Source organism: Microbacterium sp. 4R-513, assembly GCF_011046485.1.
GTDB lineage: Bacteria > Actinomycetota > Actinomycetes > Actinomycetales > Microbacteriaceae > Microbacterium.
The window spans coordinates 2,042,736-2,062,701 of record NZ_CP049256.1 but is presented as its reverse complement, the minus strand read 5'-3'; the positions used below and the strand labels follow the sequence as shown (position 1 = coordinate 2,062,701).

At 71.2% G+C, this 19,966-nt stretch carries 19 protein-coding genes and 2 pseudogenes; 9 read left to right on the top strand and 12 right to left on the bottom strand.

Annotated features, from left to right (window positions below):
- Positions 1-127: 127 nt before the first annotated feature.
- Positions 128-958 carry an NAD(P)-dependent oxidoreductase gene (locus G5T42_RS08965; protein ID WP_165127818.1) on the bottom strand — a complete coding sequence of 277 codons (831 nt, stop codon included), beginning with the start codon at positions 956-958 and terminating at the stop codon, positions 128-130.
- 152 nt (positions 959-1,110) lie between these two features.
- Here G5T42_RS08965 and G5T42_RS08960 point away from each other — a divergent pair, with 152 nt between their 5' ends.
- The 8 genes and pseudogenes from G5T42_RS08960 (at position 1,111) to G5T42_RS17680 (ending at position 8,899) form a co-directional block, all read left to right on the top strand.
- Positions 1,111-3,228: a family 78 glycoside hydrolase catalytic domain gene (locus G5T42_RS08960; RefSeq protein WP_347103705.1), complete on the top strand. Its 2,118-nt coding sequence runs from the start codon at positions 1,111-1,113 to the stop codon at positions 3,226-3,228.
- Positions 3,162-3,374, top strand: a pseudogene (locus tag G5T42_RS17995) (hypothetical protein); the annotation flags it as partial. The gene G5T42_RS08960 and the pseudogene G5T42_RS17995, both read left to right, overlap by 67 nt.
- The gene (locus G5T42_RS17990) at positions 3,278-3,706 is read left to right on the top strand and encodes an alpha-L-rhamnosidase C-terminal domain-containing protein (protein ID WP_347104471.1); all 429 of its coding nucleotides are present in this window, start codon (positions 3,278-3,280) and stop codon (positions 3,704-3,706) included. The pseudogene G5T42_RS17995 and the gene G5T42_RS17990, both read left to right, overlap by 97 nt.
- Positions 3,703-4,368, top strand: coding sequence for an aspartate/glutamate racemase family protein (locus G5T42_RS08955; RefSeq protein ID WP_165127816.1), 666 nt, complete (start codon positions 3,703-3,705; stop codon positions 4,366-4,368). The genes G5T42_RS17990 and G5T42_RS08955 overlap by 4 nt, the downstream gene beginning before the upstream one ends.
- Positions 4,365-6,401 carry a beta-L-arabinofuranosidase domain-containing protein gene (locus G5T42_RS08950; RefSeq protein WP_165127814.1) on the top strand — a complete coding sequence of 679 codons (2,037 nt, stop codon included), beginning with the start codon at positions 4,365-4,367 and terminating at the stop codon, positions 6,399-6,401. The genes G5T42_RS08955 and G5T42_RS08950 overlap by 4 nt, the downstream gene beginning before the upstream one ends.
- Complete coding sequence (locus G5T42_RS08945) at positions 6,401-7,663, top strand: RuBisCO large subunit C-terminal-like domain-containing protein (RefSeq protein ID WP_165130165.1); 1,263 nt, start codon at positions 6,401-6,403, stop codon at positions 7,661-7,663. Before G5T42_RS08950 ends, G5T42_RS08945 begins: the two co-directional genes overlap by 1 nt.
- Complete coding sequence (locus G5T42_RS17685; RefSeq protein WP_241245755.1) at positions 7,656-8,357, top strand: four-carbon acid sugar kinase family protein; 702 nt, start codon at positions 7,656-7,658, stop codon at positions 8,355-8,357. The genes G5T42_RS08945 and G5T42_RS17685 overlap by 8 nt, the downstream gene beginning before the upstream one ends.
- Positions 8,345-8,899, top strand: coding sequence for a nucleotide-binding domain containing protein (locus G5T42_RS17680; protein WP_347104469.1), 555 nt, complete (start codon positions 8,345-8,347; stop codon positions 8,897-8,899). The genes G5T42_RS17685 and G5T42_RS17680 overlap by 13 nt, the downstream gene beginning before the upstream one ends.
- A gap of 157 nt (positions 8,900-9,056) precedes the next feature.
- On the opposite strand, the pseudogene G5T42_RS08935 reads toward G5T42_RS17680, so the two are convergent.
- A pseudogene (locus G5T42_RS08935) lies at positions 9,057-10,053 on the bottom strand (SDR family oxidoreductase).
- 20 nt (positions 10,054-10,073) lie between these two features.
- Between G5T42_RS08935 and G5T42_RS08930 the strand changes: the two are divergent.
- Entirely contained in the window at positions 10,074-10,898 is an 825-nt protein-coding gene (locus tag G5T42_RS08930) for an alpha/beta fold hydrolase (RefSeq protein WP_206535603.1), read from the top strand.
- On the opposite strand, the gene G5T42_RS08925 is transcribed toward G5T42_RS08930, so the two are convergent.
- The 10 genes from G5T42_RS08925 to G5T42_RS08880 all read right to left on the bottom strand — a co-directional run bounded on the left by G5T42_RS08925 (position 10,885) and on the right by G5T42_RS08880 (position 19,943).
- Positions 10,885-11,655, bottom strand: a complete 771-nt coding sequence (locus G5T42_RS08925; protein WP_165127812.1) for an enoyl-CoA hydratase/isomerase family protein — start codon at positions 11,653-11,655, stop codon at positions 10,885-10,887. The genes G5T42_RS08930 and G5T42_RS08925 overlap by 14 nt on opposite strands.
- A 93-nt stretch (positions 11,656-11,748) precedes the next feature.
- The gene (paaE, locus tag G5T42_RS08920) at positions 11,749-12,936 is read right to left on the bottom strand and encodes a 1,2-phenylacetyl-CoA epoxidase subunit PaaE (protein WP_165127810.1); all 1,188 of its coding nucleotides are present in this window, start codon (positions 12,934-12,936) and stop codon (positions 11,749-11,751) included.
- Positions 12,936-13,514 carry a 1,2-phenylacetyl-CoA epoxidase subunit PaaD gene (gene paaD, locus G5T42_RS08915; protein WP_241245754.1) on the bottom strand — a complete coding sequence of 193 codons (579 nt, stop codon included), beginning with the start codon at positions 13,512-13,514 and terminating at the stop codon, positions 12,936-12,938. Before paaD ends, paaE begins: the two co-directional genes overlap by 1 nt.
- Positions 13,511-14,314: a 1,2-phenylacetyl-CoA epoxidase subunit PaaC gene (paaC, locus tag G5T42_RS08910; RefSeq protein ID WP_241245753.1), complete on the bottom strand. Its 804-nt coding sequence runs from the start codon at positions 14,312-14,314 to the stop codon at positions 13,511-13,513. Before paaC ends, paaD begins: the two co-directional genes overlap by 4 nt.
- A 53-nt stretch (positions 14,315-14,367) precedes the next feature.
- Entirely contained in the window at positions 14,368-14,673 is a 306-nt protein-coding gene (paaB, locus tag G5T42_RS08905) for a 1,2-phenylacetyl-CoA epoxidase subunit PaaB (protein ID WP_165127803.1), read from the bottom strand.
- Positions 14,670-15,755: a 1,2-phenylacetyl-CoA epoxidase subunit PaaA gene (gene paaA, locus G5T42_RS08900; RefSeq protein ID WP_165127801.1), complete on the bottom strand. Its 1,086-nt coding sequence runs from the start codon at positions 15,753-15,755 to the stop codon at positions 14,670-14,672. The genes paaB and paaA overlap by 4 nt, the downstream gene beginning before the upstream one ends.
- Positions 15,756-15,845: 90 nt before the next feature.
- Complete coding sequence (gene paaI, locus G5T42_RS08895) at positions 15,846-16,250, bottom strand: hydroxyphenylacetyl-CoA thioesterase PaaI (RefSeq protein WP_165127799.1); 405 nt, start codon at positions 16,248-16,250, stop codon at positions 15,846-15,848.
- Positions 16,247-18,310, bottom strand: coding sequence for a phenylacetic acid degradation bifunctional protein PaaZ (gene paaZ / locus G5T42_RS08890; protein ID WP_165127797.1), 2,064 nt, complete (start codon positions 18,308-18,310; stop codon positions 16,247-16,249). Before paaZ ends, paaI begins: the two co-directional genes overlap by 4 nt.
- On the bottom strand, positions 18,307-19,197 hold the full coding sequence (locus tag G5T42_RS08885) for a 3-hydroxyacyl-CoA dehydrogenase family protein (RefSeq protein ID WP_277601740.1): 891 nt from the start codon (positions 19,195-19,197) through the stop codon (positions 18,307-18,309). Before G5T42_RS08885 ends, paaZ begins: the two co-directional genes overlap by 4 nt.
- Positions 19,194-19,943, bottom strand: a complete 750-nt coding sequence (locus G5T42_RS08880; RefSeq protein ID WP_165127795.1) for an enoyl-CoA hydratase/isomerase family protein — start codon at positions 19,941-19,943, stop codon at positions 19,194-19,196. The genes G5T42_RS08885 and G5T42_RS08880 overlap by 4 nt, the downstream gene beginning before the upstream one ends.
- Positions 19,944-19,966 lie beyond the last annotated feature (23 nt).

Below are 19,966 nucleotides of genomic sequence, written 5' to 3'. Positions count from 1 at the left end.
GCGCCCGCTCGCCACAGCGCAGGAGATCGCCACGGCGTCGGATCGGATCGGGGGGCTCGGTCCGGCGCTTTGGCGATCTCCTGCGCTGCGGAGTCGACGGATGCCGCGTCCCGGCGCCGCCGACGGGTCAGCGCCAGTCGTGCCTCGCGACGAAACCGAGCTGCTCGCGCAGCTTGCGCGTCGAGACGAGCGACTCGAACTCGCCGAGGTCCTCGGCGACGGGGGTGCCGGGGAACCAGCGCTGGGCGAGCTCTCGCGACGGGATCGACAGGCCGGACTCCGGCGCCGCGACGTTGTAGACCTCGAAGCCCGGCCGGGCGTTCGCGAGGGCGAGTGCGACGGCGAGCGCGCCGTCGCGCGCGTCGATCCACGTGCCGAGAAGATCGCGGCGATAGTCCGGGTCGCTCGCCCGCTCGAAGGTGTCGTACCCGGCCTCGTCGACGACGTTCGTGAAGCGGAGCGCGGCGATCGACGTCTCGGGATGCCACGACACGAGCTGGCCCGCCATCGCCTCCTCGACGACCTTTCCGAGGCCGTAGGTGTTGTTCGCCTGCGTGTACGACTCGTCCACGGGCAGGGCCGGCGGAGCCACGTCGAAGGGGAATCCCATCGCCGTGATGCTCGACGCCGAGACGATCCTGCGGATGCCCGCGCGATGCGCCGCGAAGAGGACGTGGAACGAGACGCTGACGTTGTTGTCGAACGTCGTCGCGTCGGGCACGAGACCGTTGACCGGCAGGGCAGCGAGATGCACGAGCGCGTCGAGCCCGTCGTGCCGGGCCGTGACGCCGAGGAAGGCATCGAGCGTCTGGCCGTAGTCCGTGAAGTCGACACGGACGAATCCCGGTCCGGCGGGGCCCGTGAGGTCGAAGCCGATGACGTCGTGCCCGCGTTCGCGCAGCTCGGCGACGGTCGCTCGTCCGAGCTTTCCGCCGCTGCCGGTCACACCGATGATCATGGCTGCCTCCGAGTTCGCCACCGTACCGCGCTTCGCGCGCCGGCGTCGTGTTTTGAAACGTCACAACACCGTTGTCGCAGTCTTTGCGCTTCGACTATAGTTCTAAATGAAACGTTTCGAAATCGAACCTGGAGTGTCCAATGACGGTCACCGTGTCCGCACCCCGAGTCGAGCATCACCGCGAGCCGCGGGGGATCGGCGAGTCGCGTCCGCGCCTGTCGTGGACCATCACCTCTGCGCCCGAGGGCTGGGCGCAGACCGGCTACCGGGTCGAGGTGCGGCGGGACGAGGCATCCGTCGTCGTGGACATCGAGGGATCGGACCAGGTGCTCGTTCCCTGGCCGGTCGAGCCGCTCGAGTCGCGCACCATCGTCGACGTGCGCGTGAGCGTACGCGGCGATGACGGGTCGTGGTCGCAGCCCGGCGGCTGGACGACGGTGGAAGCGGGCCTCCTCGCTCCCGGCGACTGGGCTGCCGGGCCGATCGGCGCGGTCTGGAACGAGAACCCGCACTCCGACCGCCGTCGACCGTCGCTCGTGCGGACGGAGTTCTCGGTGCGCCCCGGCCTCGTCCGCGCGCGCCTCTACGCGACGGCGCACGGCGTGTACCAGGCCGAGATCAACGGTCGGCGTGTCGGCGACGACGTGCTCTCCCCCGGCTGGACCGTCTATCGCGAGCGGCTGCGGTACTACACCTACGACGTCACCGACCTTCTCGAGACAGGCGACAACGCGATCGGCGCCTGGCTCGGCGACGGCTGGTATCGCGGCAGGCTCGGCTGGCGGGGCGGCTTCCGCAACCTCTCGGGAGACGACCTGTCCTTCCTCGGTCAGCTCGAGCTCACATACGACGACGGCACGCGGACGGTCGTGGCGACAGACACGACCTGGAAGGCAGCCCTGAGCCCGATCCTCGCGTCGGGCCTCTACGACGGGGAGGACTACGACGCCCGCGAGGAGCTGCCCGGCTGGTCGCGCGCGGGCTTCGACGACAGTGCGTGGGGCCGCGTGCAGCTGCGCCGCCGCGATCCCGCCACTCTCGTCGCGCCGACGGCGCCGCCCGTCCGGGTGACACAGGACGTGCATGCCGTCGCGGTGCTGACCACTCCGTCGGGGCGTCGCATCCTCGACTTCGGGCAGAACCTCGTCGGCGTCGTGCGCCTGCGCGGATCGGCGGCGGCCGGCACGACCGTTACCCTGCGCACCGCGGAGGTCCTGCAGGACGGCGAGCTCTACACCCGCCCGCTCCGCGAGGCGAAGTCGACCGACCGCTACACCTTCGCGGGCCGGCCCCAGGGCGAGGAATGGGAGCCCCGCTTCACCTTCCACGGCTTCCGCTACGCAGAGGTGGACGGATGGCCGGGCGACCTCGACGCCGCCGTCGCGGACGGTGCGCTCGTCGCCCGCGTCCTCCACTCCGACCTCGAGCGGACGGGCTGGTTCGAGGCATCCGATCCGCTGCTCGGACGCCTGCACGAGAACATCGTGTGGGGCATGCGCGGCAACTTCGTCGACGTCCCCACCGACTGCCCCCAGCGCGACGAGCGGCTCGGGTGGACCGGCGACATCCAGGTCTTCGCACCGACCGCGTCCTTCCTCTACGACTGCTCGGGCATGCTGTCGGGCTGGCTACGCGACCTCGAGGCCGAGCAGCTGCCGGACGGCACGGTGCCGTGGTTCGTGCCCGTCATCCCGGCCGACACGATGTGGACGCCGCAGCGCCCGGGCGCGGCGTGGGGCGATGCGGCCACCGTCGTGCCCTGGACGCTCTACGAGCGGTTCGGCGACCTCGGCGTGCTGCGCGCGCAGTTCGAGAGCGCCCGCAAGTGGGTGGATCTCCAGGCCGACATCGCCGGACCCTCGCGCCTGTGGGACTCCGGCTATCAGCTGGGCGACTGGCTCGACCCCGCCGCGCCGCCGCAGGACCCGGCCGACGGCCGCACCGACCGCTACCTCGTCGCGACGGCCTACTTCGCACTTTCCGCGGAGCTCGTCTCCCGCATGGCCGATGCCCTCGGCGAGACCGCGATGGCAGCGCACTACGCGACGCTCGCCGGCGAGGTCCGCTCAGCGTTCGTCGCACGCTACGTCGACGATGACGGCCGTATGGCCTCCGACGCGCAGACCGCCTACGCTATCGCGCTGCGATTCGAACTTCTCCCCCGTCGCTCCGGGATGCCGCGGCCGAGCGCCTCGCGGAGCTCGTGCGAGGCGCGGGCAATCGCATCGCGACCGGGTTCGTCGGCACTCCGGTGCTCGCGGACGCGCTGAGCGCGCACGGCCGCCTCGAGACGGCCTACGACCTCCTGCTCGAGGAGGAGTGCCCGTCGTGGCTGTACCAGGTGCGGATGGGTGCGACGACCGTGTGGGAGCGGTGGGACTCGATGCTCCCCGACGGCACGGTCAACCCCGGATCGATGACGTCGTTCAATCACTACGCCCTGGGCGCGGTGGCCGACTGGCTCCACCGGGTCGTCGCGGGACTCGCCCCGGACGCGCCGGGCTACCGCCGCATCCGGTTCGCGCCGAGGCCGGGGGAGGGCTCACATCGGCGAGCGCGCGCCACATCACCCCGTACGGTGAGACATCGATCGAGTGGCGCCTCGACGACGCCGGGCTGCACGTCACGGTGGTCGTTCCCGTCGGCGCCGAGGGAATCCTCGACCTCGAGGGCGAGGATGTCGAGGTGCTGGGCCACGGCACCCACGAGCGCACCGTCTCGATGACGGTTCTGGAGGAGATCGCATGAGCACACGCATCGCTTTTCTGCACACGGGGGCCGTCAACATCGGTCCGGTCGGAGACAGGGCGCGAGCGGCCCTGCCCGACGCGACGTTCGTGAACTACCTCGACGACCGGATCGTCGCCGACCTCGGCGATCCCGATCGTGCGGCTTCCGTTCCCGGCCGCATCACCGACCTCGTCCATGCGGCGAAGGCCGCGGGCGCCGACGTCGTCATGCTGACGTGCTCGTCGATCTCGGAGCTCGCCGCTCCCATCGGCGCCGAGGTCGGCATCCCCGTCCTGCGGATCGATGAGGCTATGGCGGATGCCGCGGTCTCCGCCGGCGACCGCATCGCCGTGATCGCCACCCTGCCCACGACCCTCCGCCCCACGGTGGGGCTGCTCGAAGAGCGAGCCGCGCTCGCGGGCCGTGCGCCGTCGATCAGGTCAGAGGTCGTCGACGGCGCGTTCGCCGCCGTGTCGTCCGGCGATCGCGCCGAGCACGACCGACTGGTAGCCGCGGCGATCGAGCGGCTGGCCGGAGGCGCAGACGTCGTCGTGCTCGCCCAGGCTTCGATGGCGTCGGCCGCGGAAGCCGTCGAGGTCGGCGTGCCGGTGCTCACGAGCGTCGGGCCGGGGATCGAGCGGCTCGCCGCGACGATCGGGGCCGGGGAGCGCGGGCGATGAGCGCCGGCGCAGGTGCAGCGGTCCGACCGTCTGCGGGATCGGCGGGTGCGGCCCATCGCTCGGCGACGCCGGGAGCGCGGCTGACCGCCCTCGGGGCCGAGGGCGCCCGGTGGACGAGCGGGTTCTGGGGCGACATCCACGCGCGCACCCGCACCACGACGGTGCCCGATATGTGGCGCGCGCTCAGCGACCCGGCCGTCAGCCCAGGGCTCACGAACTTCCGCATCGCGGCGGGCCTCGAAGAGGGTGAGCACCAGGGCCCCCCGTTCATGGACGGCGACTTCTACAAGTGGCTGGAGGCAGCGATCGCGCAGCTCGAGACGGACCCGGAGCCCTGGCTGGCCGAGGCCGTCGAAGAGGTCGCCCAGCTTCTCGCGTCGGTGCAGAGAGAGGACGGGTACCTCCACACGCCGACGATCATCTCGTCGCGCAACCACGAGGATGCGATCGCCCTCGCCGACCGCTTCAACTTCGAGACCTACAACCTCGGCCACCTCATCACGGCCGGGGTGCGGCACTACGAGGTGACCGGGTCTAGGACCCTCCTCGAGGTCGCCGAGCGCGCGGCATCCTTCCTCGAAGACCTCGCCACGAACAAGCCGCTCGAACTCGCCCGCAGTGCCATCTGCCCGTCGCACTACATGGCGGTCATCGACCTCTACCGCGCGACGGGCGACGAGCAGTACCTGCGGCTCGCCGAGGCATTCCTGCGGGTGCGGGACGACTTCGAGGGCGGGGACGACAACCAGGACCGCCTCCCCGTGCGCGAGCAGAAGGTCGTTGCCGGTCACGCCGTGCGCGCCAACTACCTCTACGCGGGCCTCGCCGACCTCGTCAGCGAGACGGGAGACACCGGGCTGCAGGCCGTGCTCGAGAACCTCTGGGACGACGTCGTCGACACGAAGCTCTATGTCACGGGCGGCTGCGGCGCGCTGTACGACGGCGCCTCTCCCGACGGCTCGCCCTGGCAGGAGCAGATCAGCCGCGTTCATCAGGCCTACGGACGCGCGTACCAGCTGCCCCACACGACGGCCCACAGCGAGACCTGCGCGAACATCGGCATGATCCTGTGGAGCGAACGGATGCTGTCGCTCACCGGTGACGCCAAGTACGCCGATGTCATCGAGCGCATCGCCTTCAACACGCTGCTCGCCGGAGTCTCGCTCGCGGGCACCGACTACTTCTACACGAACGCCCTGCGTCAGGTGCGCGACCTGCCGTTCCCGCTGCGCCGTCCGGGCGACACCGGGCTCCACCCCGTCCCGCCCCCTCCCCCGTCGGACGAGCGCCTCCGCGAGCGGTATCTGAGCTGCTACTGCTGTCCGCCCAACCTCGCCCGGACGCTCGCGCGATTCCACGAGCGGGCGGCGTCCGTATCACCGGACGGACTCTTCGTCCATCAGTACGGCGGCAGCGAGCTGCGATTCGACGCCGACGGACGGGTGCTCGCCTTGCGGGAGGACAGCGACTATCCGTGGGACGGGCGCATCGCCTTCACCGTCACCGAAGCCGTGGACGGAGGGATGCCGCTGCACCTCCGGGTGCCGGGCTGGGCGGCCGAGGCGGCACTCGAGGTCAACGGCAACGCGTTGCCGGCCCCGGCGCCTGGCACCTACGCGCGAGTGGATCGCACGTGGGAGGTCGGCGACGTCGTCGTGCTGACGCTCCCGATGCCGGTGCGGGTGCTGCGCGGCCATCGCCTCGCCGAAGAGCTCACGGGACAGGTGGCCGTGCAGCGCGGACCCGTCGTCTACTGCCTCGAGAGCGCCGATCTGCCGGGAGGCGTGGCGCTCGAGCAGGTGGCGCTGCGGCGCGGGGCGCCCCTGGAACCCCGCAAGTCCGACGTCGACGGGTACGGGCTCGTGGAGCTCGCGGGCGACTTCGCGGTGCTTCCCTTGGAGAACTCGGACGAGCTGTACGCCGAGGTCGGTGCGGCGGAGCTCGGCTCGATCGAGGCACGGCTCATCCCGTACTTCGCCTGGGGCAATCGCGGATCCTCCGAGATGTCCGTGTGGCTCCCGCTGGTCTGGTGATGGACGCGTTCGTGCGGGCGACGTACGTCGTCGAGACGGCCATGCCGATCGAGCGCGCCGCGGAGGTGCTCGTCGGCGAGCAGTCGACGGGCACGTTCGTGCGCGTGGAGCGCGAGACCGACGACCTCCGCGCACGTTTCGCGGCGCAGGTGGAGTCGGTCGACGAGGCGCCCCTGGTCGGGGCGTCGCCGCTTCCCGGCACCGTGGGCGCCGGCCACCGCCGCCGCGCCCGGCTCACTCTGCGCTTCCCGCTCGGCAACTTCGGTCCGTCGCTTCCCAACCTCCTCGCCGCGGTCGCGGGCAACCTCTTCGAGCTGAAGGAGTTCGCCGCCGTCAAGCTCGTCGACCTCTCGCTTCCTCCCGCCTTCGGCGAGCGGTACCGCGGCCCACGTTTCGGAGTCGCGGGGACGCGAGCGCTCATGAGCCGCCCCGACGGCCCCATGATCGGGACGATCGTCAAGCCGTCGATCGGCCTCTCACCGGACGACCTGGCGGCGCTCGTCGGCGAGCTCGCGGAGGCGGGCGTCGACTTCATCAAGGACGACGAGCTGCAGGGCAACGGCCCGTCCGCGCCGCTCGCCCAGCGCGTCCGCGCCGTCATGCCCGTGCTCGAGCGCCACGCCGACCGCACCGGTGTGAAGCCCATGTACGCGTTCAACATCACCGACGACATCGACCGGCTCGAGGCCAACCACGACCTCGTCGTCGAGGCGGGCGGCACGTGCGTCATGGTCGTCATCCCTAACGTCGGGCTCGCCGGGCTCGAGTATCTCTCGCGTCGCACGCAAGTGCCCATCCACGGACACCGCGCCGGCTTCGGCGCCCTCAGCCGCTCGGAGCAGGTGGGAATCGGCTTCCGAGCGTGGCAGCAGCTCGCCCGCCTCAGCGGCGCCGACCACCTTCACACGAACGGCATCTCGAACAAGTTCTACGAATCGGATGCCGAGGTCCTCGACTCGATCGCCGCAGTCCGCGCCCCTCTGCTCGACCTCACGCCGACCGTCCCCGTGCTGTCGTCGGGGCAGTGGGCGGGGCTCGCGCACGCGACCTACGCCGCCGTCGGCACGGCCGACCTCCTGGTCCTGGCGGGCGGCGGCATCCACGGTCATCCCGACGGCTCGGCGGCCGGAGTCGAGAGCATGCGCGCCGCATGGGACTCGGCGCTGCGCGGCGAGCCCGTGTCGAGCGCGCTCTCCGCCTCGCCCGCCCTGCGGCGTGCCGTGGAGACGTTCGGACCCGTGCGGGAGCCCGCCGGTGGCTAGAGCCGCCGTCGCCTTCTACGGCGACGACTTCACCGGCAGCGTCGATGTGCTGCTGCAATTCGCGCGCTACGGGCTCGCCGGACGGCTTTTCACGGGGCTTCCCGCCGAGGGGGTGCTGCGCGCCGCGGCCGACGAGGTCGACGTCGTCGGCATCGCAGGGATCGCGCGGTCGCTGTCGACCCCGTCGCTCGAGGCCGAACTGACCCCCGTCTTCGGGGCTCTGCGCGACCTCGGCACCGGCGTCGTGCAGTACAAGGCGTGCTCGACGGCCGATTCGTCGCCGACGATCGGATCGATCGGGCGCGTCATCGAGATCGCGCGCTCCTCGTTCGGCACGCGAGCCGTGCCGATGCTCTTCGCGCAGCCCGACTTCGGGCGCTACACGGTGTTCGGCCAGCACTTCGCGCGCGAGGGCGACACCGTCTACCGGCTCGATCGGCAGCCGACCATGTCGAACCATCCGTCGACGCCGATGCGCGAGGCCGACCTCGCAGCGCATTTCGCCCTGCAGACGACGCTGCCGATCGGCTCGGTGCACTCGGTCGCGTACGACGACGACGACCTCGCGTCCGTGATCGAGGGAACGGATGCCGCGGCCCTCGTCCTCGACGCGCTCACCGATGAGCACGTCGAGATCGTCGGCCGTGCCGTCGCAGCGGTGGCGCCGGTCTTCGCGATCGGATCGGGGGGCTGAGCCGCGGGCTCGCCGCGGCGACGGGCTCCGGGAGGGTCGAGCTGCCGCTCAGGGGCGACGCGTCCGGGCCGGTTCTCGCTGTCTCGGGCAGCCGGTCCCCGCAGACCCGTCGGCAGGCGGATGCCGCAGCCCAGGCGGGCTGGCTGGTCGAACCCCTCCGGCTCGACGACGCCGATCAGGCGTCGGAAGTCGTCGCCGCCCTGCGCGCGGGGCGGAGCGTCGCGCTGACCTCGGACGACGCGGACCTGTCCGGGCCGGCAGGGGCTCTGGAGCGGATCGCGGATGCCGCGGCATCCGTCATCGAAGCGGCGGTGCGCGCGGGAGCGACGCGACGCGTCATCGTGTGCGGCGGAGACACGTCGAGCCGGGTGACACGCCTCCTCGGCATCGAGTCGCTGTCGATCGCCGCGAACCCCGTGGCGAACGTCGTGCTGCTGCGCAGCCACGCCTCGGATCCGGTCGTAGACGGCCTGGAGCTGCTGCTGAAAGGCGGGCAGGTCGGCCCGGTCGACCTCTTCGAGCTCGTGCGCGCCGGCGCCTGACCCCGGTCGCCCCCGGTCCCTCCGGCCGCGGACCCGCCCGCGGCGTGACGAGCGGAGGTGAACCCACGAGCGGAGGACCGAAGCGCGGTATCCGCCCTCCCCTCGACGAATCTCCTCCGCCCGTGCCGCCGCCGAGGCAGCGGAGGAGCCTGCCGGGTCAGCCGGCCGAGCGGGCGTGATCCACCATGCGGTCGAACGCCGCGTCGAGATCGGCATCCACCCGCTGGAGGTCGGGCTGCGCGTCGTAGTGCGCGAGGATCTCTCGCGCCCCCTCGTCGAACCGGATCGTCGTGCCGAAGGCCGGCACGAGGCGCTTGATCTTCGAGTTGTCGAAGAGGGCCGTGTGGGCCTTGTCGCCGACGAGGCCCGGCCCGTGGTCGGGCGCGAACACGGCGACCGTGTCGGATGCGACGTGCACGAAGTCGGGGTGATCGACCCCCGCGGCGTCGGCGAGCCACTGGTAGATCTGGTTCCAGGTGGGGGCGTGGTCCCCCGTGATCGTGTATGCCTCGCCGATCGCGAGCGGGTTGCCGAGGAGGCCCGTGAACCCGACGGCGAAGTCGCGGGAGTGGGTCAGGGTCCAGAGCGACGTGCCGTCGCCGTGGATCACGACCGGCTTGCCCTCGCGCATGCGCGCGATGTCGGTCCAGCCGCCCATGTTCGGGAAGAGGCCCTTGTCGTAGGTGTGCGACGGCCGCACGATCGTCACCGGGAACTCCCGCTCGCGGTACGCCTGCACGAGCAGGTCCTCGCACGCGATCTTGTCGCGGGAGTACTTCCAGAAGGGGTTGCGCAGCGGCGTCGACTCGGTGATCGGCACCGACCGCGGGGGGCTTCTCATACGCCGACGCCGAGCTGATGAAGATGTACTGCCCCGTGCGCCCCTCGAAGAGATCCAGGTCGAGCGAGACGTGGTCGGTCGTGAACGCGAGGAACTCGGCCACCACGTCGAACTCGGCATCCCCGATCGCCTCCCGCAGCGAGTCGGCGTCGCGCACATCGGCGACGAGCTCGCGCACCCCGTCCGGCAGGTCCCTGCGGCCGGAACCGCGGTTGAGGACGGTGACGTCGTGGCCGGCAGCGACGGCGTCGGCGACGCACGACGCGCTGATGGTTCCGGTCCCGCCGATGAAGAGCACCCGTTGGTCAGTCATGCCAAGTATTCTTCCGTCTCGTGGCTACCCTGGGCCGGATCCTCTCGTGGTGGGGGCAGGACTACGCCTACGCCGCCTACTGGCAGGTGCGCGGAACCCTTCGCCCGGGCAAGCGCGATGCGCTGCAGGACGGCACGGAGCGCCCGGTGCTGATCGTCCCGGGGGTGTGGGAGCCGTGGGGATTCCTCGGCCCGGTGATCGATGCCCTTCACAAGGCCGGTCACCCCGTGCACGTCATCCCGGCGCTCGGCCGCAACAGCCGGCCGGTCGAAGACACCGCCCGTGTCGTCGCCAAATACCTCGACGAGCATGACCTGCACGACGTCGTGATCGTGGCGCACAGCAAGGGCGGACTCATCGGCAAGTTCGTCATGAGCGAGCTCGATCCGAACGAGCGCATCACGAGCATGGTCGCGATCTGCACGCCTTTCGCGGGTTCGGACTACGCCCGCTTCATGATGATGCGGACGCTCCGCGCCTTCTCGCCCGACGACCCGACGACCGTCCGCATGGGCCGCAACCTCGAGGTCAACGCGCGCATCACGACGATCACCGGCGTCTTCGACCCGCACATCCCGCGGATCGTCGCCCTCGAGGGCGCGACGAACATCACCGTCGAAGACGGCGGGCACTTCCGCCTCCTCGACAGCCCCGACGTGATCGACATCGTGCTCGACGTCGCGGGTCGTCCGGCCGTCGTGCAGGAGCAGATCGTCGACGAGACGGTCGCCGCGGCGGCGACGGATGCCCCGGCACCGCCCGCGACGCCGGACACCGGCATCCCGATCCCGCCCGATGCGGACGTCGAGCGCGGTGCGACGCCGGAGACGCCTAGCGTCCCCTGAACTGGGGCGTGCGCTTCTCCTGGAACGCGGCGAAGCCCTCGCGGTAGTCGTCGCTGTCGCAGAGCGCGGCCTGCGCCGCGTTCTCGACGTCGACGGACTCCCAGAGGCCCAGCCGCTCGTCGCGAAGACGCCGCACGAGGGCTTTGCTCGCGAGGAACGCGCCCGTCGCGCCCGACGCCGCACGCTCGGCGGCCGCGACAGTGGCGGAGACGACCTCGTCGGCCGGGAAGACCTGCGAGAAGAGCCCGGACTGCACGGCCTCCGAGCCCGTCATGAGCCGGCCCGTGTAGATGAGGTCGAGGGTCTTGTGCGCGCCGAGCCGCTCGAAGAACAAGGCGTGCCCGCCCGAGTCGAGCGTCGCTCCGAGCGCTGCGAAGGGCGACCCGATCTTGGCGGTGTCGGCGACGTACACGACGTCCGTCGCGATGAGCAATCCGAGGCCCACGCCGAGGCAGGCGCCGTGCGCGGCCCCGAACGTCGGCGCCGGGAACCGCGACATCCGCTGCAGCAGGGGCGTCACGAGACCCCCGAGATAGCCCATGACGTCGTCGTGGCGCGGGTCGACGCCCGAGATGTCGCGGCCCGCGCAGAAGGCGCGGCCCTCGCCCCGGAGCACGAGCGCGCGGACTCGGGATGCCTCGGCTTCGGCGTACGCGGCATCCAGTTCCCGGATCGCCTCTTCGTCGAGGGCGTTGAGCTTCGCGGGATTGTTCAAGACCACGTGGGCGACGTCGTTCTCGATGGTCAGCTCGATCATGAGGGCTCCTCGGCGGGTCGGTCGGGGGAGGCGATTCGGCGGAAGGAGGACGCGTGGGCCGGATCCGTCCTCCGCACGCCGAATCCCCTCCCCTCACACGTCGTAGTCGACGACGACGCGGTCGGTCTTGGGGTGCGACTGGCAGGTGAGCACGTAGCCGCGCTCCAGTTCGTCGGGTTCGAGGGCGTAGTTCTCGGTCATGGCCACCGAGCCCTCCACGAGCCGCGCGCGGCACGTCCCGCACACGCCGCCGGCGCACGCGAACGGCACGTCGGGCCGCACGCGGAGCGCGGCGTTGAGGATCGACTCGTGCGCGTCGAGGGGGCTGTCGACGGTCGACGACTGGCCGTCGAGCGAGAACTCCAGGCGGTAGACCGGCGTGTCCTCGCGCACCACGACCGGTCGCCCGCTGGAGGGCGCCTCGGCACCCGGCTCACCCGTCGTGAAGAGCTCGTAGCGGATGTGCGCGGCGTCGACGCCGATGTCTGCGAGGGTGTCGCGGCAGAGCTGCACGAGGTCGAAGGGTCCGCAGAGGAACCACTCGTCGACCGTCTCGGGGAAGACGAGCTCGTCGAGGATGCGGCGCAGGCGATCCTCGTCGATGCGGCCGGAGAGGAGCGGAGCCGTGCGCTGCTCGCGCGACAGCACATGGTGCAGCGCGAGGCGCGTCGGGTAGCGGTCCTTGAGCTCGGACAGCTCCTCGACGAACATGACATCGGTCGTCGAGCGGTTCGTGTACACGAGGGTGAAGCGCGAGGTGTCGGACCGCGCCAGCACGGTGGAGGCGAGCGCCATGAGAGGCGTGATTCCCGAGCCGGCCGCAATGCCGGCGACATGGCGGCCGTCGAGGTCGGCGAGCGCCGAGGTGAAGCTCCCCTGCGGGCTCATCACGTCGAGGGTGTCGCCGACCTTCAGCTCGGTCTGCGCCCACGTCGAGAAGCGACCGCCGAGATCCCGCTTGATCGCGACGCTGATGGTCTGCGGGCCATCGCCGCCCCCACCGGAGTCCATCGCGCGGCAGAGGGAGTACGAGCGGCGCACCTCGTGCCCGTCCAGCATCGTGCGAAGGGCCACGTGCTGTCCGGCGAGGTAGTCGTAATCGCCGCGGAGCTCTTCGGGAATCGCGAACGTCACCTCGATCGAGGCATCCGTCAGCGGCCGCACCGCGGCGACCCGCAGGGTGTGGAAACGCGCACGATGCCGGCTGCCGCGCGGGCCGCCGACGGCGCTCGCGAGGAAGCTCTCGGCGATCCGCGCCCTCTCGAGCGGCGACTCCGCCATCAGTGCGCCTTGAAGTGGTCGAACGGCTCGAGGCACGCGCGGCACTCGTAGAGCGCCTTGCACGAGGTCGATCCGAAGCGCGCGAGCTCCCGTGTGTCGAGCGAGCCGCACCGCGGGCACCGGACGCTGAGCCGGACCGGGATCGGGCCCCCGACGGCCGCACGCCCCGTCGGCGGAGCGATGCCGAACTCCTCGAGCTTGCGCTTGCCCGCGTCGCTCATCCAGTCCGTCGTCCAGGCGGGGGCGAGGGTGAGCCGCACGTCGACCTGCGCGAAGCCCGCCGCCGACAGCGCGAGCACGAGGTCGTCGCGGATCGTGTCCACGGCCGGGCAGCCCGAGTACGTGGGGGTGATCGTCACGACGACGCGGTCGCCGTCGACGTCAACCGACCGCAGGATGCCCAGATCCTCGATCGTCAGGACCGGGACCTCGGGATCGGTGACGGATGCCGCGACCCGGCGGGCGAGGCCGAGGGACGACCCCTCGACAAGCTCGGGGACCGGGGATTGCTCGGGGACCGGGGGGTGCTCGCGGACCCGGGAAAGCTCGGGGACCGGGGTGGCGGTCGAAACGGTCACCATGTCGCCCCCGGGTGCTTGCGGGCGAGCACCTGCATCTCGGCGAGGACGTAGCCGAGCGGTGCCGCGTGGCTGCCCCGCCGGCCGCCGCCGGCCGAGACGAATCCGGCGGGGGTCTCGATGTCCGCCTCGGCGAATACCGCGGCGATCACGGCGTCGAAGCCCTCGCGCAGGTCGGACGGACGCACAGCGACGCCAGAGGCCGCCAGCGCGTCGGTCAGCGGCTCGTCGCGGAGGAGCTCGCCGACATAGGGCCACACGTCGACGACGGCGCGCAGCATCCGTCGCCTGGACTCGTCCGTTCCCCCGGCGAGCCGCAGCGTCCACTGCACGGCGTGGTCGCGGTGGTACTCGACCTCCTTCACGGCCTTCGCAGCGATCGCCGCGAGCGTCGCGTCGGACGACCCCTGCAGTCGCGAATATAGCTCGAACCAGTAGACGGATGCCGCGAGCTGCCGTGCGATCGTCTGCGCGAAGTCGCCGTTGGGCTGCTCGAACAGCCAGGCGCTGCGGAACTCCGGCTCGTCGCGCCAGTAGGCGAGATCGTCCTCGGTGCGGCCGTCCCACGCCGCGGCGTAGCGGAGCAGCGAGCGGGCATGGCCGAGGAGGTCGAGCGCGATGTTGCCGAGGGCGACGTCCTCCTCGAGCTCGGGCGCGCGCGAGATCCAGGCGCTCAGCTGCTGAGCGAGGATGAGCGCGTCGTCACCGAGCCACAGGGCGTACTCGGCGATCTCGGCCGAGCCGGGGCGCGCGTCGCCTCCCGCGAGCTCGGCGGAGAGGGCGATGTCGTCGACGGTCACGTGGACTTCACCCGCCGATCCCGGGGGGACCGTTTTCTGAGGTGTCCGGGATGTCACAGGTGCGGCACCCCCTCGGAAGCCGTGTAGTACTTCGCGTGCCGATAGTTCTTGCCCGCGGGCGACTCGAAGAAGGCGCCCTTCGCGTCGGGGTCGCTCGTCGTGATGGCCTCGGCCGGGACGACCCACACCGACGTGCCTTCGCCGCGACGCGTGTACACGTCACGCGCGTTGCGCAGCGCCATCTCGGCGTCGGGAGCGTGCAGCGAGCCGGCGTGGACGTGGCTGAGCCCGCGGTTCGCACGGACGAAGACCTCGAACAAGGGCCACGTCTCGCGGGCGGATGCGCCGGGGGCGGTCATCGGTTCGACCCTTCGACGAGCTCAGGGACCGGGTGGGGGTCAGGGACCGGATGGGGGTCAGGGACCGGATGGGCGTCGGGTACTGCGTGGGGGTCAGCGCGGTTGGGCTCGCTCCGCTCGCTCAAGGAGCGGATGCCGGCCTGCTTGCGCGCGTACTCTGCCGCGGCCTCGCGCACCCAGGCACCGTCTTCGTGGGCGGTTCGGCGGTTGCGCAGGCGCTCGGCGTTGCACGGGCCGCGACCGGAGAGCACCTCCTTGAACTCCTCCCAGTCGATCTCGCTCATGTCCCACCGCTGGGTCTCGTCGTTCCATCGGAGGTTCGGGTCGGGGAGCGTCACGCCCAGCACCTCGGCTTGGGGCACGAGCATCCCGATGAACCGCTGCCGCAGCTCGTCGTTCGAGAAGCGCTTGATCTTCCACTTCATGGACTGCGCGGAGTTCGGCGACTCGTCATCGGGCGGGCCGAACATCATGAGCGACGGCCAGTACCAGCGGTTCACTGCATCCTGAGCCATCTCGCGCTGCGCGTCAGTGCCCTGCATGAGAGTCAGGAGGATCTCGAAGCCCTGCCGCTGGTGGAACGACTCCTCCTTGCAGATGCGCACCATCGCCCGCCCGTACGGACCGTACGAGGCGCGGCAGAGCGGCACCTGGTTGCAGATCGCGGCGCCGTCGACGAGCCATCCGATCGCACCCATGTCGGCCCACGTGGGCGTCGGGTAGTTGAAGATCGACGAGTACTTCGCCTTGCCGTCGATGAGCTGCTCGGTCATCTCGTCGCGCGTGATGCCGAGGGTCTGCGCCGCGGAGTAGAGGTAGAGGCCGTGGCCCGCCTCGTCCTGCACCTTGGCCATGAGGATCGCCTTGCGCTTGAGACTCGGCGCCCGCGTGATCCAGTTGCCCTCGGGCTGCATGCCGATGATCTCGGAGTGCGCGTGCTGCGAGATCTGCCGGATGAGCGTCTTGCGGTACGCCTCGGGCATCCAGTCGCGCGGTTCGATGCGCGACTCGGCCTCGATGAGCGCGTCGAAGGCGGCCTGCGCCTCTTCTTCGGCATCCATCACGGATTGCACTGTGGTCATCGTCGACTCCCCTCCCGTTTCCGAGCGTTTCGGAGGATTACAGAACGAGCGTTCAGTAATTGTAGCGCGGCTCGCATCTGCGGGGAACCGTCACTCCTCGAGGCGCCGATTCGTGGTCAGCGAGCGCCCCCTGAACTCGGCGACCACGTCGCCGGTCTCGTCGGTCACCGTCACGTCGTAGAGGCCGTTGCGACCCGATCTCGTGCGACGCCGCGCCTCGGCCGTCAGCACCTGCCCGGCACCCGTCGCCTTGAGGAACGTGATGTCGGCGCCCGCCGCGACCGTGATCGACTCGTCCTCGTTGCACGCCATCGCGAAAGCCGTGTCGGCGAGGGCGAAGACCAAGCCGCCGTGCGTGATGGCGAAGCCGTTCGTCATGTCGTCGCGCACCGGCATCGACACCACCGCATGGCCCGGCTCATCGACCACCACGCGCATCCCGAGCATCGCCGACGCCCGGTCGCGCTGGAGCATCGTGCGCAGCTCCTCGCTCATGCCCGCGCCTCCGCCGGCTGCTCCTTCGCGACGAGCGTCAGGACGTCATAGGTCGCGACGATCTCGTCGTGCTGGTTCAGGATGACGGCATCCCAGCGCACCTCGCCGTACTCGTCGGTCTCGCGCGGCGTGATCTGCTTCGCCGTCAGGACGACGCGGATCGTGTCGCCCGGCGACACCGGCGTGAGGAATCGCAGGTTCTCGAGTCCGTAGTTCGCGAGCACGGGGCCGGGATCGGGGTCGACGAAGAGCCCCGCGGCCCACGAGACGAGCAGGTAGCCGTGCGCCACACGACCGGGGAAGAACGGGTTCGCGGATGCCGCGGCCTCGTCCATGTGCGCATAGAACGTGTCGCCCGTGAAGTTCGCGAAGGTCTCGATGTCGGCGAGCGTGACCTCGCGGGACTCCGAGACGACTTGATCCCCGAGCTCGAGCTCGGCGAGCGACTTGCGGAACGGGTGCCGCCCCTGGTGCACGGCCGCACCCTGATGCCACACTCCCGTCAGCGCCGTGAGCATCTCGGGCGACCCCTGCACCGCCGTGCGCTGCATGTAGTGCAGCACCGCGCGGATGCCGCCCAGCTCCTCGCCGCCGCCGGCCCGTCCGGGGCCGCCGTGCACGAGGTGCGGCACGGGCGAGCCGTGCCCGGTCGAGGTGCGCGCGTTGTCGCGGCTCAGGAAGAGCACGCGGCCGTTGAACGCCGCGATGCGGCTCATGAGCTCGGTCGCGACGCCTGGGTCGTTCGTCGCGACGCTCGTGACGAGCGAGCCGCCGCCCAAATCGACCAGCGCCGCCGCCTCGTCGAGTGTGCGGTACGACAGGACGCTCGCGACGGGGCCGAAGGCCTCGACATCGTGGACCGCGGGGGCCGAGGCATCCGCGAACCCCACCAGCATGGGCTCGAGGAACGCGCCGTCCGGCGCCGCTCCCCGAGAGCCGTCGGCACGGACGACCTCGGGCGCATCGGTCGACCCGAGAAGAAGCCGCCCGCCGGCCGCTCGCAGCGCGTCGACCGCGCCGAGCACTTCGTCGCGCTGCTCGGTCGAGACGAGTGGCCCCATCGTCACCTGCTCCGCATGCGGGTCGCCGATCACGACGCGCTCGGAGATCTTCTCGCGCACCGCCTCGACGAAGGCGTCGACGGATGCCTCGGGCACGATGGCCCGCCGGATCGCCGTGCACTTCTGCCCTGCCTTCGTCGTGAGCTCGACAAGGAGCTGCTTGACGTACGCATCGAACTCCGGTGTGCCGGCCACGGCGTCGGGGCCGAGCACGGAGGCGTTGATCGAATCGGTCTCGCTGGTGAACTTCACCCCGGGTGCGGCCTGCGCGCGCAGGCGCTCCGCCGTCGAGGCGCTCCCGGTGAAGCTCACGGTGTCGCCCAGTCGCAGGTGCTCGAAGATGCCGGACAGGCCTCCGCTGACGAGCTGCAGCGACCCCTCGGGCAAGGCACCCGTCTCGACCAGGATGCGCATCCACGCCTCCGCGAGGTAGGCGGTCGGCGTGGCGGGCTTGACGAGGCTCGGCACCCCCGCGAGGAACGCCGGGGCGAACTTCTCGAGGGCGCCCCACACGGGGAAGTTGAAGGCGTTGATCTGCACGGCGACGCCGGGAAGGCGCGTGTAGACGTGACGGCCGAGGAACGAGCCGTCCTTCGACAGCGACTCGACGGGGCCGTCGAGGTAGACCCGGCCGTTGGGCAGCTCGCGCCGACCCTTGGACGAGTACGTGAACAGGACGCCGATGCCGCCGTCGATGTCGCTCAGCGAATCGCGCTGGGTCGCTCCGGCGCGCTTGGAGAGCTCGTACAGCTCCTGCTTGCGGTCGGTCAGCGCGAGGGCGAACTCCTTGAGCAGCACCGCGCGCTGGTGGAAGGTCATCGCTCCGAGCGAGGCCTGGCCCGTCGTCCGCGCGTACTCGAGAGCACCGGAGAGGTCGGCGCCCTCGGCGCTCACGACGGTGATGAGCTCGCCCGTGGACGGGTCGCGCACCTCGGCGCCGGATCCGGTCGTCGGCGTCCACCACGAGCCCCGGAGGTAGCTCGGCAGGAAGTCGGTCATGCATCGCTCCATTCGTAGAAACCTCGGCCGGTCTTGCGGCCGAGACGCCCCTCGGCCACCATCCGCCGCAGCAGCTCGGGCGGCGCGAACCGCTCCCCCAGCCGCTCGCGCAGCTCGTCGGCGATCGCGAGCCGCACGTCGAGGCCCACGAGGTCGGTCGTGCGCAGGGGGCCGACGGGATGCCGGTACCCCAGCTCCATCGCGGCGTCGATGTCCTCTGCCGACGCGACTCCGTCCTCGAGCATCCGGATGGCCTCGAGGGCGAGCGCGACGCCGAGCCGGCTCGAGGCGAAACCGGGGGCATCGCGCACCACGACGGGGGTCTTGCCGAGAGCGCTCACCCAGTCGCGAGCGCGCTCGACGACGGGGACGGATGTCGCGTCCCCCACGACGATCTCGACGAGCAGCGACGCCGGCACGGGGTTGAAGAAGTGCAGGCCGAGGAAGCGCTCCGGCAGCCGCAGACCGGCGGCGAGCCCGCCGATGGAGAGCGAGCTCGTGTTCGACGCCAGGACGGCCTCGTCGGCGATGACCGCCTCGACGCGGCTGAGGGCCTCGCGCTTGAGAGCCGGGTCTTCCGGGACCGCCTCGACGACGAGCCCGCAGTCGGCGAAGGCCGAGGCATCCGTCGCCGTCGACACCGAGGCGAGCAGGTCATCGAGCGCCCGCGAGCTCGTGCCGCGCTCGACCGAACGGGTGAGCGCCTGCGCGATGCGGCCGGCGGCGCCGTCGGCCGCGGCGGCGTCGGCCTCGACGACGACCACCGTCGCTCCGGCGAGGGCGAAGGCGTGGGCGATGCCGGATCCCATCCGACCGCCGCCCAGCACGCCCACGCGGGCAGGCACGGCGCCGGGCGCTTCGGCGCCGGGGGTCGAGGCATCCGTCACCGATTCCTCCGTTCGAGGAAGGCCGTCATGCGCTCGTGCTTCTCGGGGCGTTCGAAGAGCTCGGCCTGCAGCTCGAGGTCGACGTGCGGGTGCGCGTCGCGCGGGGCGCGGAGCGCCGACTTGGTGTGCCGGACGGCGAGCGCGTCGTTCGCGGCGATGCGGTCGGCGATCTCGTGGGCGGCGGCGAGCAGATCGTCGGGCTCGTGCAGCGAGGAGAGCAGCCCCCACGCGAGCGCCTCGTCGGCGTCGAGGATGCGGCCCGTGAAGAGCAGCTCGGCTGCCCGCGACGGACCGACGATGCGGGGAAGTCGCCACGTCGCACCGGCGGCGGCGATGATCGCGAGGCCCGTCTCGGGGTTTCCGAGCCGGGTGCGCGGCGTTCCGAGACGGATGTCGGCGGCATAGGCGAGCTCGGCGCCGCCACCGAGCGCATAGCCGTCGACGGCGGCGATGACGGGCATGGGGAGCGCCGCGATGCGCTCGAAGGCGTAGGTGTTGATGCCCTGGCGGGCGTCTGCGGCACGGCGGTCGCGCAGCTGCGCGATGTCGGCCCCCGACGCGAAGACACCGCCGGCGCCGGTCAGGATGAGGGTCCTCGGCTCCTGCTCCAGCTCGATGCAGAGGGCGTGCAGCGCGTCGACCGTCGCCAGATCGATGGCATTGCGCGAGGCGGGACGATCGAGGGTCGCCACGACCCTGTCGTCGCCGCACTCGACGATGAGAGGAGGCCGGATGCCGTCCGTCATTGGTCGCGCTCCGCGTCGTTCTG

Bases quoted from the DNA above. Each gene is read 5' to 3' on its own strand.
- G5T42_RS08965 (WP_165127818.1), bottom strand. From the start codon at position 958: ATGATCATCGGTGTGACCGGCAGCGGCGGAAAGCTCGGACGAGCGACC.
- G5T42_RS08955 (WP_165127816.1), top strand. From the start codon at position 3,703: ATGAGCACACGCATCGCTTTTCTGCACACGGGGGCCGTCAACATCGGT.
- G5T42_RS08950 (WP_165127814.1), top strand. From the start codon at position 4,365: ATGAGCGCCGGCGCAGGTGCAGCGGTCCGACCGTCTGCGGGATCGGCG.
- G5T42_RS08945 (WP_165130165.1), top strand. From the start codon at position 6,401: ATGGACGCGTTCGTGCGGGCGACGTACGTCGTCGAGACGGCCATGCCG.
- G5T42_RS08925 (WP_165127812.1), bottom strand. From the start codon at position 11,655: ATGATCGAGCTGACCATCGAGAACGACGTCGCCCACGTGGTCTTGAAC.
- paaE (WP_165127810.1), bottom strand. From the start codon at position 12,936: ATGGCGGAGTCGCCGCTCGAGAGGGCGCGGATCGCCGAGAGCTTCCTC.
- paaB (WP_165127803.1), bottom strand. From the start codon at position 14,673: ATGACCGCCCCCGGCGCATCCGCCCGCGAGACGTGGCCCTTGTTCGAG.
- paaA (WP_165127801.1), bottom strand. From the start codon at position 15,755: ATGACCACAGTGCAATCCGTGATGGATGCCGAAGAAGAGGCGCAGGCC.
- paaI (WP_165127799.1), bottom strand. From the start codon at position 16,250: ATGAGCGAGGAGCTGCGCACGATGCTCCAGCGCGACCGGGCGTCGGCG.
- paaZ (WP_165127797.1), bottom strand. From the start codon at position 18,310: ATGACCGACTTCCTGCCGAGCTACCTCCGGGGCTCGTGGTGGACGCCG.
- G5T42_RS08880 (WP_165127795.1), bottom strand. From the start codon at position 19,943: ATGACGGACGGCATCCGGCCTCCTCTCATCGTCGAGTGCGGCGACGAC.